Source organism: Alteromonas sp. OM2203 (genome assembly GCF_048517045.1).
Classification (GTDB): Bacteria; Pseudomonadota; Gammaproteobacteria; order Enterobacterales; family Alteromonadaceae; genus Alteromonas; species Alteromonas gracilis.
In genome coordinates, this window is sequence record NZ_CP183209.1 from 3194018 (window position 1) to 3209117 (window position 15100).

Consider the following 15100-nt stretch of genomic DNA (forward strand, 5'->3'; position numbering starts at 1 on the left):
TCCCCTAGTTACACATTGCAGAAAGTTCGCCCGTCACCGTGATGGTCTTTGACGCCGATGGAACTAATTCACCATTTTCATCGCGAGCGTTAACAAAAAGCATGTAATCGCCAGGTGGCACTACTGCTTGCTGCGATGGCATTTGCACGACAATCCTATCTGTATTGTGACGCACTATGGGAAGCACTACACTGCGCTGGTCACCATCAATAAGATGGGTAATGTTTGTTCTTCGTATCAGCACCACTGACTCGATATTGGCATTCATTTTGGCGGTTGCTGCATCTGTGTTTTTCAAGCCAATTCTAAGACGTTCGCCCACACCAACAGCCTTGTTTTGTCTTCCTATAGCGGGTCTATCGCCAAACATATAGGCAGGTTTATAGATTTCAAAAGAAGGATCTCTGCCATCGTTTGGTGAAAAGCCCGGTAACGTAACGCTGTATGCATAAGCGGTGTTAATGGGGGCATGTCCACCTATTAAGACACTACCATCTGGCAACAATGCAGCAGAGTTGTGATATGTACGCGGTCGATTTTGCTCGGCAACCTGCCTAAATGTTTCTGTTTCAGGGTCGAAAATTTCGGCTTTCAGAATAGGTTTCCCAGCGCCAGGTAGCACCACCTCATCCCTGTCAGCCCCTGATACGACTAAAACTTCTCCGGTGGGGAGCAATACACCTGTACCGTACCAACGACCTTGTTGAAGGCTTCCCGTTGAACGTGAGTCATAAAGCATTTTTTCCCCATCAATGGTCACCGAATCAATACGGGCCAAGTTTGTACCAACATACAAACCAGGGCTTGTTGCAGCAACACCTGTTAATACACCACCGGCTGTGAGAAACTCAGCTTTACTGTAAACCCCATTATCGTCTGGCGTTAGTGGCATCATCATAGAGAATGTGGAACCTCTAAAACCGGCCCCTAACAGAGCCTGCACATCAGCAAGTCTGTAAGGGTCGTCAATGATAGGGGCTAGCGCGTCAAATGGATTAGCAATAAATTCTTCCGTTAAACCGGTAAGCAACCCATTTAACGATGTGCTTGATTCGGTATTGGTTATACTAAGAAAACTTGTAAGATCTCCTATCCCAGCTTCGCTTAGGTGAAGCGGTAGCCCCGCAAACCCAAGGTCAGCCCACGTTTTAGATTGAGGATCGTAAGCCGCTACTATATTCCAAAGCGCTTGGTCGTAACTCTGCCCAAATGGATTAAACGCCTGCCCGCCCCCGTTGTAGAAGACGTGGCCATTAGGTAGCAAGTGTAATCTTGGATACAAGGGTAATGAACGTTCTGCTAAAGGTCCGTTGTCCTTCCACTCGCCGCAAGATGTGTCGTAGGTTTCGGTAACCGTAACATTTCGACCTGAGGTTTCTGGTCGGGTTAAATAAACTGGCTTCACGAGCTTAGTGACACCGCTAGCAACTAAGACGTTACCGTTAGCCAACGATAAAGCGCTTGGATACCAGCGCCCAAAGTTCATATCTCCTGTTTTTCGCCAGCTATTATCTTCAGGGTTAAAAATACGACTGTTTTTCAACCCTTCTAATTCAGACAGTCCAAAATTAATGGGCTCGCCAAGCAAGCTCGTACTGACTCCTGGTTCATGATAGTAATCAGTGCCGCCTACCGCCATAAGTTCCCCGTTGGGCAAGCCCACTAAATCAGCACAGAAAAGTGCGCCGTCGTTATTGGTTCTCTCATCATCTGTGTTTAAATCAAGTGGCAGGGATGTACCTAAAAAACCGGTGATGTCGCCAATGATGGTTTCAGAATCATTTCCGTCAGGGTTGGCGCCAGCGTCTACGGGAGAAGGTGCAATCCAGCTCGCACTGTCATTTTTCATGGTCAATACGCGAGTTTGATCGTTTATAATGGCAGAGCCTATTTCTAGTAACGCGTTGTACTCAACGTTCTCAGTGCCTTCCAATGCATTAAAATAAAGAATACGGCCATCGTTCAATAGTGCCAAGCTGCCTGCTGCAGGTTTGCATTTAAGCACACCATCTTCATTCTCTTCGCACTTACCGTTATCTGGGTAATTGTTGAGAGGATTAGTTATGTTGGTGTTGTCTTGATCGGGAAACTCACCCGTAACCAGCGGCTCTTCGAATGGGTCAGTGAAGATACCCTGCTGTTTACACACAGCAATATTTGAGCATTCTGGAGTGACTATTGGCACTTTACCTTTGTTGCGATCAGCAAGAGCAAAGTGAGGAGTGATACTAAGAGTAAGTAGTGTAAGTGTGGGTACTAACAGTGGACGTTTGTGCATTGTGGCATCCTATTATCGTTGAGTTCACATGCCGTTTAATTTGAACGCACCCTGTTCAGGAAACGCTCAAATGTAAACAACATGTAAACCAAACGACTAAGACGAATGCTTGGATGCAGTTTTTTTAAAATTAGTTTTTAATTTTTTATTTTTTGTTACCCGCGCGCATTCTACGGCTCTGTTCTTGGCGCTTCTCTTCTCGCTTCTCTTTTCGGTCCTTTTTATCTGGCGTCAGCGAGCCTGTTTTAAATTTTGCTTTACGTTTAGCTTTTGCTTCAGCCTTCTTAATCGCTTCCAACTCCATTTCTTTTTTCTCAACTTCAAGCATTTCAGGGGTTTCTAAAGTAATTCGCCCTAGCTTGCCTGACTGCAGTTCTTTAAGCAGAATTTCACAAATTTTATGTAGGTTTACACGGCCGCCTGCCTGTATTGCTCCGCGGTTTCTCGCGGCGGCCTCTAAAAACTCAATCTCTGTATCCGGCAGCTCTTCAAGCTTATAACGCTCTTTCATAACGTCGGGATACGCTTTAATGAGATAATCAGCAGCAAAAAAACCAACATCATCGTATTCCATTGCTGTATTTTTTACGGCTCCCGATGAAGCCAAGCGGTAAATAGAATGCGGATTTTCTAATTTCGGCCATAGCACCCCTGGCGTATCAAATAAGATAATGCCACTGCCCAAATTGATACGCTGCTGACTTTTAGTAACAGCAGGCTCATTGCCGGTTTTTGCGATGATACGCTCTGCCAATATATTGATGAGCGTTGACTTACCCACATTAGGAATACCGGTAATCATTGCTTTTATCGCTTTGGGTTGGCCCTCTTTATAAGCACAAATACTCTTAACAAGCTGCATTATCTGCTTACTGTTACCAGGGTTGTCACTTGATGTGGTAATCGTTTTTACGCCGCGCTCTTTTTCCAAGCTTTCCTGCCAGCGGGCAGTTATCTCAGGGTCGGCTAAGTCATATTTATTCAGAATTTTAATACAGGGTTTATCACCGCGTATTTTTGCAATTTCTGGGTTTTCACTAGAATACGGAATACGTGCATCAAGTACTTCAATAAGAATGTCCACTTGACTAAGCGACTCTTTAATTTCTTTCAGGGCCTTGTGCATGTGCCCAGGGAACCATTGTAATGCCATGGTTAATTCCTATCGTGATCGAGTTGTAAACGCTAAGCTGAACGGGTTAGTTCATATGCGCAGACATTGACAGCGCTAGCTAAATTTAATGAGTCTATTTTGCCACTTCCGGCAATGGTATATGCCGTTGCGTTAAGCGCTGAAAGCGCATTCGACGGCACTCCACGCGCTTCGTTGCCAAAAAGATAGCACTGATAATTGCCGAAGGTCTCTGAGGTGATACTTCTACCATCCATGTCTAAAAAAGCGAAGCGTTCAAACCGTTCTGCCAAACTTTCAAGCGGTACATTTAATTCCATTTTGACGTGGAAAATAGCCCCCATGCTAGAGCGCACGACTTTTGAATTGTATGGGTCTACGCTGTTTGGGCTAAGCAGTAACGTGAAATTACCAAACCAAGCTAGGGTTCTTAGTATGGTGCCTAAATTGCCCGGGTCTTGAACCTCATAAAGGTAGATGTACTTTTCGGTGCTGAAACTGTGCGCATTATTGCTAGTTGTTGACTGCTCTGTAATTAACGTAGCGTTGGGAAGCGGAACACGAGCAATAATACCTTGTGGTGACTTCGTATCGCTTAGTTGCTGCATTTGTTGCGACGATACCGTTTCAACGTTCATCTGAACATTAGATGGAATTACGTATTCTTTCACCCACGGCTCATACTCAGCCGTAATATAAAGCGTGATATTGCCTGTACTTTGCGCCTTGTTTCGAGCAACGTTAATTAACTCTAGAACTAAGTGCTCCCCTTCAACTAAATAAAATCCAAACTGCGTTCTAAATTTCTTTTGATGAAGCTTTTTCACGTCACTTAGTTTCATTTGCATCGCCTTTTTATAACTTTCGGCGCAAGTGTAAGGTATGAAACCAAAAACGCAAAGCTGCAAGTCTTAATAGTGAAACAAATAATGACAGTAAAAGATTGTAGTGGTCAGATACTAGACAAAGGAGATTATTGAAAAGGCGTTTCAAATAACTTGTAAACGCCTTTTAATTACCGAGGTACCAATAGACCTGCAGCATTCCAACGCTTGCGCTTCTCTCCAATTGGAATACAAAAGCAGGCCTCTTTTTTATCACTTGGTGAGATCTGACACACAACATTTGCACTTTCAAACTCTTGTGCAAGCTCTGCTGCAAATTCATATGTAACACCTTCTACAAGTACATACTCGTTTTGCTTTTCCAATGCTGCTGCCAATTTCTCTACCGCTTTTAATGAAAGCGGCCATAGAGTACGCAAGACCCGTAGAGATGCGATTGAGGTGATGTCACCACCGCGGATTTGTACCCCGTACATTGGTCTATTCATCTAATGTTGTTGATTCTTTCTTGTCATCACTCGTTGACGTTAGCGACGAGCCAGCAGCAAAACCACCTGCGCCAGCCAAACCAACACCAACAGCACCAATGCCAATTTCACCAAGTGTTGCAGCGCCCGCGAGTGCTATAGGCACAGTTGCTAGCCCTGCCGTCCCGACAATTGCAATTCCCAAACCAATCATGGCAATCCCAATGCCTAGTTGCTCCCAACCATCAAAGCCGCCGGACACCATTTCGATTTCTTTCGTATCTAATTCTTTCATTTTCATATCCTTGTTTCGATTAGCTTCCATTCGAAGCCCTAACAAAATAAGAAATAAACGTTTAGATAGAAACTGTTCAACGGACGAGTTTTGTAACACTTGAGAGCTTTAGCATCGTTCAGACTATTTTGGCTAGCCCTTTTCTATTCTTGGTCATCAACAACATAAATTTCACCGTCATAAATTCCTTGCACGGTAAGCTTCTGACTTGCCAATGCCTGAAGATAATCAATGTGCGCCTGCTCTACTTTCTGCCCTGGAACAATAAGTGGAATGCCCGGCGGGTAAGGTGTAATTAAGCCAGCTGCCGTGCGACCGATACTGTTCTGCCATGCGATAGCCTCTCGCTTACTAAAAAACGCTTTTGATGGTAGATCATCTAACTGAATGGGTGGAATATCTGCTGGCAGCGGGCTTTTATTTTTGCGCTTGCTTAAATTAACCGCACCATCGTCCAGACGCTTTAAAGCGTTATATAGTCTAACGATTTTAGAACGCATTCCGCCGAGTGTGAGTAAAACTAGTATCGTGCTATGAGTAAACTTCTCTATTTCTAACCCGACCTCATCCATCAGAAATCGATGTATTTCTTGATTTGAATACTCAAGCGCAGACACATCGATAAGTATTTTAAGCGGGTCGTGTCCTATGTTGTCACTTTCAAAATGAGAAAACATTTTTGCGAAGTCGTCAGGTGACAATACTTTCAGGCGCTTGAACTTAGCCATTTGGGATTTAAGTTCGGCTACATTACTTAATAACTCATTCAGTATTTTGTAGCCTTCCATTTCCAGCTGCTGACGGCACACATCAAGAGACGCAATTAACTGATATTTAGGTGACGTACTGGTGTGAATGGCAAACACTTCTTTAAAGAAGTCCTTATCAAAATCAGGATCGTTAACGTGGATAAACGATGCTTGAGAAAACGCCGACACCACCTTGTGAGCGGAATGCGTAATATAGTCTGCGCCAGCGGCAATTGCTGAGTAGTTTCGTAGCGCAGGATGAAATAGCGAGTAGGCAAACCAGGCTTCGTCAATGAAGACTTTGATATCATGTTCATGGGCAAGTTTAACCACTTGCTTCAAATCGGTTAGCAAGCCGTCATAGGTACAACCGGTCAGCACGATTAGCTTAGCGTCGGTATTCTCTTCAATTAACGCCTTAATTTGTGACATTTTAGGCGGTGAAAAAATCCCATATTCTGGGTTGAACACACTATCTAAATAAACTGGCATGGCGCGCGCTTGAATAATGCCGTAGTGCACTGATTTATGGCAATTTCTATCGGCAATGACTTTGTCGCCCTCACGTAACAGCGTTTGCAGAATAATCTTGTTAGAGGTCGACGAACCGTTCGTTACGAAATAAGAATGCCGTACTTCAAATGTATTCGCGACAGCAGCTTGCGCCTTGCCGATAGCGTGAGTGCCATCAGATAACGACCCCAAAGAATCAACGCTTACCGATAAATCGCTTACGAATACATTGCGTCCGAAGAAGCGGTAAAAGTCGCTGATATAAGGTGAATTTCTGAAGCTTGCACCGCCGCTATGCCCTGGTGTGTGCCACGAATCATTCGCTTCTACAACGTAATCTTTGTATTCCGTCCAAAATGGTGTCTCGTTTCTGTCATCAAAATCGTTAATGATGTAACCGAGGATTGATTCCGGATCTGAAATTATATCGTTGCGATAGAAAAACGACTCAATACCGTTAGCTTGGTTTACGATATCCAAGCCCTTAACCGCATCGCCTAACACATAAACGGGCAGTTCTGGTCTAATACGTTTGATAGCATCAATGACTTTGGCGTTATTTTCAACGGTAGCGCCAGTGCTTGATTGCAGATCTTCACCTGGTTTCTGACCATCAACCGTATCGTTTGCCTTACTACCTTCAGATTGCTGACTTCCTTGCGTTGCAAGGTTGAGTTGGCTAGTTTCTGAAAGTTCACTGACTCTTGCGACTACATCCCAACTAAAAACTACCGCCTGAATATCACCGTCTTCACGAACAAGCTGCAGCGCCTTTGCTACTGAGCTTGCCTCTAACAAACTTATTTCAACATCGCTCCTATCAAAGTAGTTGATAGTATTACCTATGCTTGAGGTAATTTGTTCGAGCAGGTCAACAGCATCTTCTATAACGAGTATTTTCAAATGAGGGCGCATTAAACAACCATGTAGTAAAAAAGAGCAAATAGCTCTGAAACCAAAAAACTAAAATTAGTGTAACGCTGAAATTCCCCGTTGTCGTGTAAACTCTTAATAAAGCTAACGGTATATTTTACCGACTCTTTTAATTAGAGCCGCAAACGACACACTTTTTAATTAAACGGTGTTTTACAGAACCTACTTTCAAACGCTATGAAAACAACCCCCAGGCCTTTTGAATCTAAAGAACATGAGGTAAGCCTCAATCAGTTTTTGCATTACGCAAAAAATGTGTTGCCTTCTATTGCGGCTACGAAGAAAAATACCTGGCCAATACACAATGACCACTGCTTCATGCGGATCATTTTGGACAATGTTTGCGGATGCGCGTGGTACGACGTTATTCCCTCCCCCGCTTATCAAAACCTATCAGAGGAACATGCAATTGCTGCGGCGCAGCTTGCTAAGCGCATAGCTTGTGAAAGTGTATCACTTCACACGCTAAACGAACGCTCTAAACTTTGGCGGAAAAAGCAATACCGTTTGGATTTTTGATATGCCAAGAAGAACGTCTCTTTTTGATGCAAGTAGAATTGAAGATGCGCAAGACTTAGAAGACGTTGTGCAAGATAAGCGCGCTTCCTGGCGAGCTAATAATGCAAAGGCACGTCGCAGGCAGCGCCGATATAAAAAGAAGCTTATTGCAGAACTTCCCCGAATAATCTCCGATAATCAGGGCACGTACCTCGAAGATGATACATAAAGCACTATCATAATAGATATCAATTACCTACAATCACTGTTAGAAAGTTGCGCTTAAAAAAGTGTAACGTACATTTATCCCTACCTTGAAAGTTACAGGACATACCATGGCGTTTAATTTAGCTATTAATAACGATATTGCAGTGATCACCTTTGACGACGGAAAAGTTAACGCCGTGGACTTTACACTTATTCAACAGTTCAACGACGCGCTTGATGAAGCCGAGAAAAATGCAAAGGCAGTTGTGCTTCATGGGGGTGAAGGTAAATTTTGCGGTGGATTCGATTTATCGGTTATGAAAGCCGACGACAAAGAAAAGCAGCATGAGTTAGTCTCAAAAGGGGCTGAACTTATTGTCAGACTCTACAGTTTTCCTCTGCCGGTTATCGTTGCGGCTGAAGGTCATAGCATTGCAATGGGTGCAATTATGCTGATGGCGGCCGATTTACGTATCGGTAAAGATGCAGATACTAAATATGGACTAAACGAAACTGCAATTGGCATGGTACTTCCGCCGTTTGGCATGGAGTTGGCAAAAGCAAGGCTAGCGAATACGAGCCAAACAGAAGCGTTGCTTTTCTCTCGAATTTATCAAGGTGCTGAAGCTGTTAAAGCAGGGTTTCTCGATGCAGCCGTACCACAGGATAAGGTTTTGGCAACGGCAATGGGTTATGCGGAAAAGCTTAAAATGTTGCCCAGGCAGTCGTTCGCTGAGTCAAAGCTACAGCTGCGCAACGAGACTATAGAAAGAATGAAGGCCTAGGGCTAATGATTGGGTGTTCGAAGCAACGCGTTAACGTTTAAAGGGTTAACGCGCTTTTTCCGAAATACGCCACTAATTTACTGGGCCAGAGCGGCGCTCTATTTCTTCTTTGAGTGCCTTTCTCAAACCTAAATCAAAGCTCAGTTCCGCAAGAACAAACAACGGCCCTATCGCTAACCCCATAATGTCGTCGACAAAGGCCGGTTTTTTGCCCTCAAAATGATGGCCGACGTTCATGGTCTTCTTTAGTCCCTTAAAGATATAAATGGATACTAAGGAACTAAGAGGCATAACGAGACTCATAGCGCTAGTAGAACAACTAAATGGAGTCTTGATGACTAATAAGATGTACTTTGGGGCACTGTTTTGCACAGGCTTACTATCGCTGACTGGGTGTAGCTCAAGCTCTTTTTCTGACTCGGTATCTCCTTCAAGTTCCCAAAAGCCCTCACACGCCGCCTCTGTTATTGCAATGAACGACAGCTATTGGCAGGTTGAGAGCATTCAACAAGGCGGAATAATAGACTATAGCCATGTAACCATGAGCATTAACGATGGTCAGATAAGCGGAAGCACGGGTTGTAACCGTTATACGGGGGCGGTTACCTTAGATACAGTAAACGAAGGGCTCTCAGCATTTACCGTCGACAATATTGCGTTGACCAGAAAGATGTGTGCACCAGCCCTTATGAAGCAAGAGCAAAAATTCGTTGAAGCACTTAACGAAACACAATTGTATTCCATAGACAGCGGTACGTGGCTAGTTCTTCTCAACGGCGATAAATCAGAAACCATCAAAGCAATTTCAACGTCTAACAGCACAACAACTACTGCTCCTCGAGCTTCACATAGTGAAAAGCAACCAACGGCACCTGTTAGCCAAAAGCAAGACGTTATCGATTCAAAGCAGACAAACAATACGAAACGCTATACATGCGAGACCCCTAGCGCGAACATAACCCCCCTTGAAGTAAGTTCACTTGGCCCCGATACGTTAGGGCTATCGCTAAACAATAATCTTCACATTGTTCAATTATCCCGTTCTGCTTCTGGGGCGAAATACACAAATAACAAGAATGTTGTGTTTTGGAACAAAGGTGATGACGCGATCCTTTCAATAAACTCTGGACGCTATCACTGTAATCTTCTTAAGTAATCAAACCCATCCTGTAATAAGCAATATCGATTACGTATGAAGGTGCTTTTTAAAACGCGCCTTCGTTTATTTTTGCGTTGCAATTCGCGTTCATATACTCAGTACAATCTTTTGTATTAACACATTTCATTATACTACTTCGTTACTATCAGCTTTCTCTTTATTTAGTTTCAGCTAAACATTTCTATCAAGGTATCGACTACTGCCTTACCACTCCTCATATAATCGTTAATATTCTATATTTTTTAATGTTTACAATTTTATGCATATAAATCTGCAACTTATAAACCAAACCCCACTACCAAACATGCTCTAAAACACGATATTTACCTGAACCCAAGTTGAAATAATAGTTAGAGCACTATACAATTTATTTTTATTGAACAACCAATTAAAATAAATTCACTGTCGACAAGCGTTAATCTTAACGTCGGAAATGGCCGTCAAGGGCTCGAAAAGACGTTAAAAGTAATGGTGATTTTAATATTGCGTGAACCGTTTGATACTAGTTAAGCGTCTTTCGTATAAAGAAATAGTTTCAACACTATTCATTGTTTTGAAACGAAGTTCGTGTGTCAGTTTTTTCTCGCAATCTATTGGTGAGTATATTCAGCACCTTTTTTAAAGTAGGAGTTTATGCATGTCATTACCGACTTATCAGAATTTCATTCACGGCAAGCCGATGGCAAACAAAAGCAAAGAAACCTTTGCAGTAACCAACCCCGCAACCGGTGAAGTAATTTACCACGTAGAAGTGGCTGATGAGTTCATTCAACAAGAAGCAATCAAGAGCGCTAAAGAGGGATTTGCGGTGTGGTCGGCAATGATGCCGATAGAGAGAACCCGCATTCTGAATAAAGCGGTTGCTCTGCTTCGTGAGCGTAATGACGAGTTAGCTGAACTTGAAGTCCTCGATACAGGGAAACCCATTCAAGAAGCGGACTGTGTTGACATTGAAACTGGCGCTGATGTTATTGAGTATTATGCAGGACTTGCCCCTACTCAGTTAGGAACTCAGCAGCCTGTGGGCGGCGACTTTTTCTATACCCGTAAAGAAGCCTTAGGTATTTGCGCTGGCATTGGCGCATGGAACTACCCTATTCAAATCGCCTGTTGGAAGTCAGGTCCAGCACTTGCTGCTGGTAATGCCTTTATTTTTAAGCCGTCTGAAGAAACCCCAATGGGTGCTCTTAAGTTGGCGGAAGTCTTTATTGATGCAGGCGTACCTGCTGGCGTATTCAATGTAGTACAAGGCGCCGCAGAGGTTGGTCAGTGGCTGACAACAGGCCCGGACATTGAAAAAGTGTCGTTCACCGGCGAAGTAGGCACAGGCAAAAAGGTAATGCAAAGCGCAGCTGCATCTAATTTGAAAGACGTTACGATGGAGCTTGGTGGTAAATCACCGCTACTAGTGTTTGAAGACGCTGATATAAGCCAGGCTGTAAGTGCAGCTATGTTAGGAAACTTCTATACACAGGGTGAGATTTGTACAAATTGCACCCGTGTTTTTGTTCAGCGTTCTGTGTATCAAGCCTTCATTGATGAGCTTAAGACACGTACTGAAAACAACATCATCATGGGCGATCCATTAGATCCTAATGTAAACCTTGGCGCTCTTATCTCTAAGAAACATCAAGAGTTAGTGCTTGGCTATATAGCTAAAGGTAAAGAAGAAGGTGCAACACTGCTAACCGGTGGTAACGCGGCGTCTCCTGAATCCGCACCCAATGGTTTCTTTGTAGAGCCCACCATTTTCACAGACTGCACTGACGATATGACCATTGTTAAAGAAGAGATCTTTGGCCCGGTAATGAGTGTGTTGGTTTTCGATGATGAAGATGAGGTGATAGAACGCGCCAACGGCACCGAGCTAGGTTTAGCCGCCGGTGTGTTTAGCAAAGACATTCAGCGCGCGCACCGCGTAATCCACCAGCTACAAGCTGGTATTTGCTGGATTAATGCATATGGTAACTCTCCTGCTGAAATGCCCGTAGGCGGTTATAAACAGTCTGGTATTGGGCGGGAAAATGGCGTCGAAACGCTTAATAGCTACACACAAACCAAGTCGGTTTACGTGGGTATGAGCCAAATCGAAAGCCCGTTTTAAGAAGCCACTGTAGGAGTATATATGCAGACATTTGATTACATTATCGTAGGTGCAGGTTCAGCTGGCTGTGTGCTGGCTAATCGCCTGTCAGAAAATCCGAAACACAAGGTGTTGCTACTGGAAACCGGTGGCTCAGATAAAAGCATTTTCATTAAGATGCCAACAGCGCTGTCTATTCCTATGAATACCGACAAGTACGCGTGGCAATTTAACACTGAAAAAGAGCCGTATTTAAACAATCGTGAAATGCACTGTCCACGTGGAAAAGTGCTGGGCGGTTCATCATCAATTAATGGAATGGTATACGTTCGCGGCCACGCGAAAGACTTTGATGAATGGGAAGCTCACGGCGCAGAGGGCTGGAATTATCAGGCCTGCCTACCTTATTTTCAAAAAGCGGAAACCTGGTATAAGGGCAACGACGCTTATCGTGGTGGCAATGGTGAACTCGGCGTTAACAACGGCAACGAAATGAAGAATCCGCTTTACACGGCCTTCATTAAAGCTGGCGAACAGGCCGGATACGACATCACTAGCGATTATAACGGCAAGCAGCAAGAAGGCTTTGGGCCGATGCATATGACCGTGAAAGACGGCGTGCGCAGTTCAGCAAGCCGTGAGTATCTTGACCCGGTTAAATCGCGCAAGAATTTAACGATAGTTACCGGCGCGCTAGTTACTAAGGTAGTGCTAGAAGATAAGGTCGCGAAAGGTGTTGAGTATGTGGTTAATGGTAAAACCGAAACTGCAGCTACATCGAATGAAGTGATCTTGAGCGCAGGCTCTATCGGCTCGCCGCACATCCTGCAACTTTCCGGTATCGGCGATAAAGATATTCTAGAAAAAGCAGGGATTGAGGTTATGCATCATCTGCCGGGTGTGGGCCAAAACCTGCAGGATCACTTGGAATTCTATTTCCAGTACAAGTGCAAGCAACGTATTACGTTAAATCGCAAGCTGGGCCTAATCTCAAAAGGGCTTATCGGCGCGCGCTGGCTATTAAACCGTTCTGGTTTAGGTGCAACGAATCATTTTGAATCTTGCGCGTTTATTCGCTCGAAAGCAGACGTGGAATGGCCTGATATCCAGTACCACTTTTTACCCGCGGCTATCCGTTATGACGGGAAATCAGCATTCGACGGTGATGGCTTTCAAGTGCACGTAGGTCATAACAAACCCAAAAGTAGAGGTAGCGTCACCATCCAGTCGGCCGACCCGACGGTTCCGCCTAAAATCCTGTTTAACTACTTGCAGCATCAAGATGATATTGAAGGGTTTAGAGCATGCGTAAGACTTACAAGAGAAATCATCGCACAGTCAGCATTCGACGACTTCAGAGACGGCGAAATTCAGCCTGGCGAGCACATTCAGACGGATGAAGAAATAGACTCCTTCGTGCGTGAAGCCGTTGAAAGTGCTTACCATCCATCATGTTCATGCAAAATGGGCGAAGATGACATGGCGGTAGTAGATTCTAAAACCAATGTGCATGGCATTGAAGGTTTGCGCGTAGTGGATTCATCTATTTTTCCGACGATCCCTAATGGAAATCTAAATGCGCCAACCATCATGGTAGCGGAAAAGGCCGCGGATATGATTTTAGGCAAACCTGCTTTGCCACCACAGAATGTAGCGGTTGATATTCACCCAAAGAGGCAAACCGAGCAACGCTAGGATTTAAATAATTTTGCACCAGTGTGTTTGATTGCACACCTTCCACAGTGCTTTTACGCTGCTGCCTTAAGGCAGTAACGTTTAATTGGGTGGACAGTTTAATAACGAAAAAAAAGGAAAAAACATGTTTTATTTTTATCAATACTGGGAGGGTGATAATGACAGTATGGCTTAGTGCAGGCATTATTTTCACTCTGCTTTCTGTAGCTTACATTTTATATAAATGGGGCAATATGAAAGTGGTTGGCGTAACGCCAGTCAGAACCTTTACCTTTATCGCTATCCTTTTTACCTCGGGTTTAGACGTGGGCCTTATCATGTTCCCGCTTACTGAATTTGCGGGTTATGCTGACATAAGCGCAAGTCCTGAATACGCATTCACCAATCCACTGGCTATCGAGTTTGGTTTCTGGGGTTTCTTAATTTGGGGGTTTTACTTTCTTACTTGTTTTTATTTCTGCGTAATCGAGCCAAAAGTTAAGTTTTTTGAGCTACCGCTAGTTAAATTCGTCAACAATGTGGTGATCATCGGAACCTGTGCGTTCACAGCGTTCTTACTCCTGTCAAATCTACCGTGGTATTTACCATCGATGGGAGACGGAGAATCAGTAGTCCCCGCGTTTTATTTGATTGTATTTGCAGCTATCGCCTTTGCCGTTTATTCAAGTACCAGCATTAAATATGTTCGTATTTTAAGCCTTACCACCACATGGGTATTTATCGCCTTAATTGTCGGCATGTGGGCGGCGGCCTTTGTATTTGGTGAAAGTGAGATGTCGGCGTACTTTGCTAATCTAGGTTTGATTGGCGGTTATTTTGCCAACATCGACAACTTTGTATTACCTATTAACGAATACCACGAGTTTTACTTATTCTGGTGGTTTAGTTGGAGCATTATGATAGGCCAATTTACGTCGCGCTTTGTGGGTGGTCTCAAAACCTATCAAGTCATGTTAGCAATGATGGTCATTCCATCTATACCAATCGCAGCGTGGTTCTCGGTCCTTTACCACTACCATAGTGCAGGTATCCCAACTGAAGGAATAACGAACATGGCGATGGTATTTGTCGGTATTGTCTTTGTGATCAACTCTCTCGATTCACTCATAAGGCTCTACACTGATAATCTCAATATGACCGTTGAGCGCATAGGTAAAGGTAACTACATTGCGTTAAATATTGTCGCACTTTCGCTGCTTACTCTTTTATTTAAGCTAGACTTCTTACAAATACAATGGGTAGGTGCGCTGGTTATCGCCGTCTTCTTTAGCTGCTTTGGTTTTATTTTGAGTCAGAAGTTTAAATCAGTGACGACTATCAAAACCTCGCCAAAAGAGAACAAAATCGACTTCACAAAAATAGAAAACTTAAATTAGTGAAATAGCGTCTACTGACCTTTGCAATGCGGTAAAGGTCAGTTACGCGAAAGAACAGCACGGTTCCTTATCTTATATTGAGTAG

The 15100-nt window shown here is 43.8% G+C and carries 14 protein-coding genes; 7 read left to right on the top strand and 7 right to left on the bottom strand.

Translation table 11 applies throughout. The features are described 5' to 3' along the window. Window positions 1-4 precede the first annotated feature (4 nt). From ACM0P2_RS14195 to ACM0P2_RS14220, 6 genes are all read right to left on the bottom strand, one after another. Complete coding sequence (locus tag ACM0P2_RS14195) at window positions 5-2278, bottom strand: galactose oxidase early set domain-containing protein (protein WP_159120111.1); 2274 nt, start codon at window positions 2276-2278, stop codon at window positions 5-7. A 145-nt stretch (window positions 2279-2423) separates the two neighbouring features. Then, window positions 2424-3431, bottom strand: coding sequence for a ribosome biogenesis GTPase YlqF (gene ylqF / locus ACM0P2_RS14200; RefSeq protein WP_159120112.1), 1008 nt, complete (start codon window positions 3429-3431; stop codon window positions 2424-2426). A 32-nt stretch (window positions 3432-3463) separates the two neighbouring features. Continuing rightward, a complete protein-coding gene (locus ACM0P2_RS14205) occupies window positions 3464-4252 on the bottom strand; it encodes a TrmH family RNA methyltransferase (RefSeq protein ID WP_159120113.1) in 789 nt (262 codons plus the stop codon). A 173-nt stretch (window positions 4253-4425) separates the two neighbouring features. Further along, window positions 4426-4743, bottom strand: coding sequence for a hypothetical protein (locus tag ACM0P2_RS14210; RefSeq protein WP_236547207.1), 318 nt, complete (start codon window positions 4741-4743; stop codon window positions 4426-4428). After that, a complete protein-coding gene (locus ACM0P2_RS14215) occupies window positions 4736-5017 on the bottom strand; it encodes a hypothetical protein (RefSeq protein WP_159120114.1) in 282 nt (93 codons plus the stop codon). The genes ACM0P2_RS14210 and ACM0P2_RS14215 overlap by 8 nt, the downstream gene beginning before the upstream one ends. A gap of 143 nt (window positions 5018-5160) precedes the next feature. After that, window positions 5161-7194: an aminotransferase class I/II-fold pyridoxal phosphate-dependent enzyme gene (locus tag ACM0P2_RS14220; RefSeq protein WP_159120115.1), complete on the bottom strand. Its 2034-nt coding sequence runs from the start codon at window positions 7192-7194 to the stop codon at window positions 5161-5163. A gap of 195 nt (window positions 7195-7389) precedes the next feature. Between ACM0P2_RS14220 and ACM0P2_RS14225 the strand changes: the two genes are divergently transcribed. The 3 genes from ACM0P2_RS14225 to ACM0P2_RS14235 all read left to right on the top strand — a co-directional run bounded on the left by ACM0P2_RS14225 (window position 7390) and on the right by ACM0P2_RS14235 (window position 8702). Next, window positions 7390-7731, top strand: coding sequence for a hypothetical protein (locus tag ACM0P2_RS14225; protein WP_159120116.1), 342 nt, complete (start codon window positions 7390-7392; stop codon window positions 7729-7731). A gap of 1 nt (window position 7732) precedes the next feature. Beyond that, the gene (locus tag ACM0P2_RS14230) at window positions 7733-7939 is read left to right on the top strand and encodes a hypothetical protein (RefSeq protein WP_120961544.1); all 207 of its coding nucleotides are present in this window, start codon (window positions 7733-7735) and stop codon (window positions 7937-7939) included. A 106-nt stretch (window positions 7940-8045) separates the two neighbouring features. Then, window positions 8046-8702: a crotonase/enoyl-CoA hydratase family protein gene (locus tag ACM0P2_RS14235; RefSeq protein ID WP_159120117.1), complete on the top strand. Its 657-nt coding sequence runs from the start codon at window positions 8046-8048 to the stop codon at window positions 8700-8702. A 72-nt stretch (window positions 8703-8774) separates the two neighbouring features. Here the strand turns inward: ACM0P2_RS14235 and ACM0P2_RS14240 are convergent, their stop codons facing one another. Continuing rightward, window positions 8775-8939: a hypothetical protein gene (locus tag ACM0P2_RS14240; RefSeq protein ID WP_373996026.1), complete on the bottom strand. Its 165-nt coding sequence runs from the start codon at window positions 8937-8939 to the stop codon at window positions 8775-8777. Window positions 8940-9036: 97 nt separating this feature from the next. Between ACM0P2_RS14240 and ACM0P2_RS14245 the strand changes: the two genes are divergently transcribed. From ACM0P2_RS14245 to ACM0P2_RS14260, 4 genes are all read left to right on the top strand, one after another. Further along, entirely contained in the window at window positions 9037-9858 is an 822-nt protein-coding gene (locus tag ACM0P2_RS14245) for an META domain-containing protein (RefSeq protein ID WP_419226717.1), read from the top strand. Between the two features lie 640 nt (window positions 9859-10498). Further along, window positions 10499-11965, top strand: coding sequence for a betaine-aldehyde dehydrogenase (betB, locus tag ACM0P2_RS14250; protein WP_419226718.1), 1467 nt, complete (start codon window positions 10499-10501; stop codon window positions 11963-11965). 21 nt (window positions 11966-11986) lie between these two features. After that, window positions 11987-13639 carry a choline dehydrogenase gene (gene betA / locus ACM0P2_RS14255; protein ID WP_159120120.1) on the top strand — a complete coding sequence of 551 codons (1653 nt, stop codon included), beginning with the start codon at window positions 11987-11989 and terminating at the stop codon, window positions 13637-13639. 158 nt (window positions 13640-13797) lie between these two features. Further along, window positions 13798-15015, top strand: a complete 1218-nt coding sequence (locus ACM0P2_RS14260) for a choline transporter (protein ID WP_105931547.1) — start codon at window positions 13798-13800, stop codon at window positions 15013-15015. Window positions 15016-15100 lie beyond the last annotated feature (85 nt).

Coding starts and splice junctions, on each gene's coding strand:
- ACM0P2_RS14225 (WP_159120116.1), top strand. CDS start 7,390: ATGAAAACAACCCCCAGGCCTTTTGAATCTAAAGAACATGAGGTAAGC.
- ACM0P2_RS14260 (WP_105931547.1), top strand. CDS start 13,798: ATGACAGTATGGCTTAGTGCAGGCATTATTTTCACTCTGCTTTCTGTA.
- ACM0P2_RS14215 (WP_159120114.1), bottom strand. CDS start 5,017: ATGAAAGAATTAGATACGAAAGAAATCGAAATGGTGTCCGGCGGCTTT.
- ACM0P2_RS14195 (WP_159120111.1), bottom strand. CDS start 2,278: ATGCACAAACGTCCACTGTTAGTACCCACACTTACACTACTTACTCTT.
- ACM0P2_RS14205 (WP_159120113.1), bottom strand. CDS start 4,252: ATGAAACTAAGTGACGTGAAAAAGCTTCATCAAAAGAAATTTAGAACG.
- ACM0P2_RS14240 (WP_373996026.1), bottom strand. CDS start 8,939: ATGAACGTCGGCCATCATTTTGAGGGCAAAAAACCGGCCTTTGTCGAC.
- betB (WP_419226718.1), top strand. CDS start 10,499: ATGTCATTACCGACTTATCAGAATTTCATTCACGGCAAGCCGATGGCA.
- ACM0P2_RS14230 (WP_120961544.1), top strand. CDS start 7,733: ATGCCAAGAAGAACGTCTCTTTTTGATGCAAGTAGAATTGAAGATGCG.
- betA (WP_159120120.1), top strand. CDS start 11,987: ATGCAGACATTTGATTACATTATCGTAGGTGCAGGTTCAGCTGGCTGT.
- ACM0P2_RS14210 (WP_236547207.1), bottom strand. CDS start 4,743: ATGAATAGACCAATGTACGGGGTACAAATCCGCGGTGGTGACATCACC.
- ACM0P2_RS14245 (WP_419226717.1), top strand. CDS start 9,037: ATGACTAATAAGATGTACTTTGGGGCACTGTTTTGCACAGGCTTACTA.
- ylqF (WP_159120112.1), bottom strand. CDS start 3,431: ATGGCATTACAATGGTTCCCTGGGCACATGCACAAGGCCCTGAAAGAA.
- ACM0P2_RS14220 (WP_159120115.1), bottom strand. CDS start 7,194: ATGCGCCCTCATTTGAAAATACTCGTTATAGAAGATGCTGTTGACCTG.
- ACM0P2_RS14235 (WP_159120117.1), top strand. CDS start 8,046: ATGGCGTTTAATTTAGCTATTAATAACGATATTGCAGTGATCACCTTT.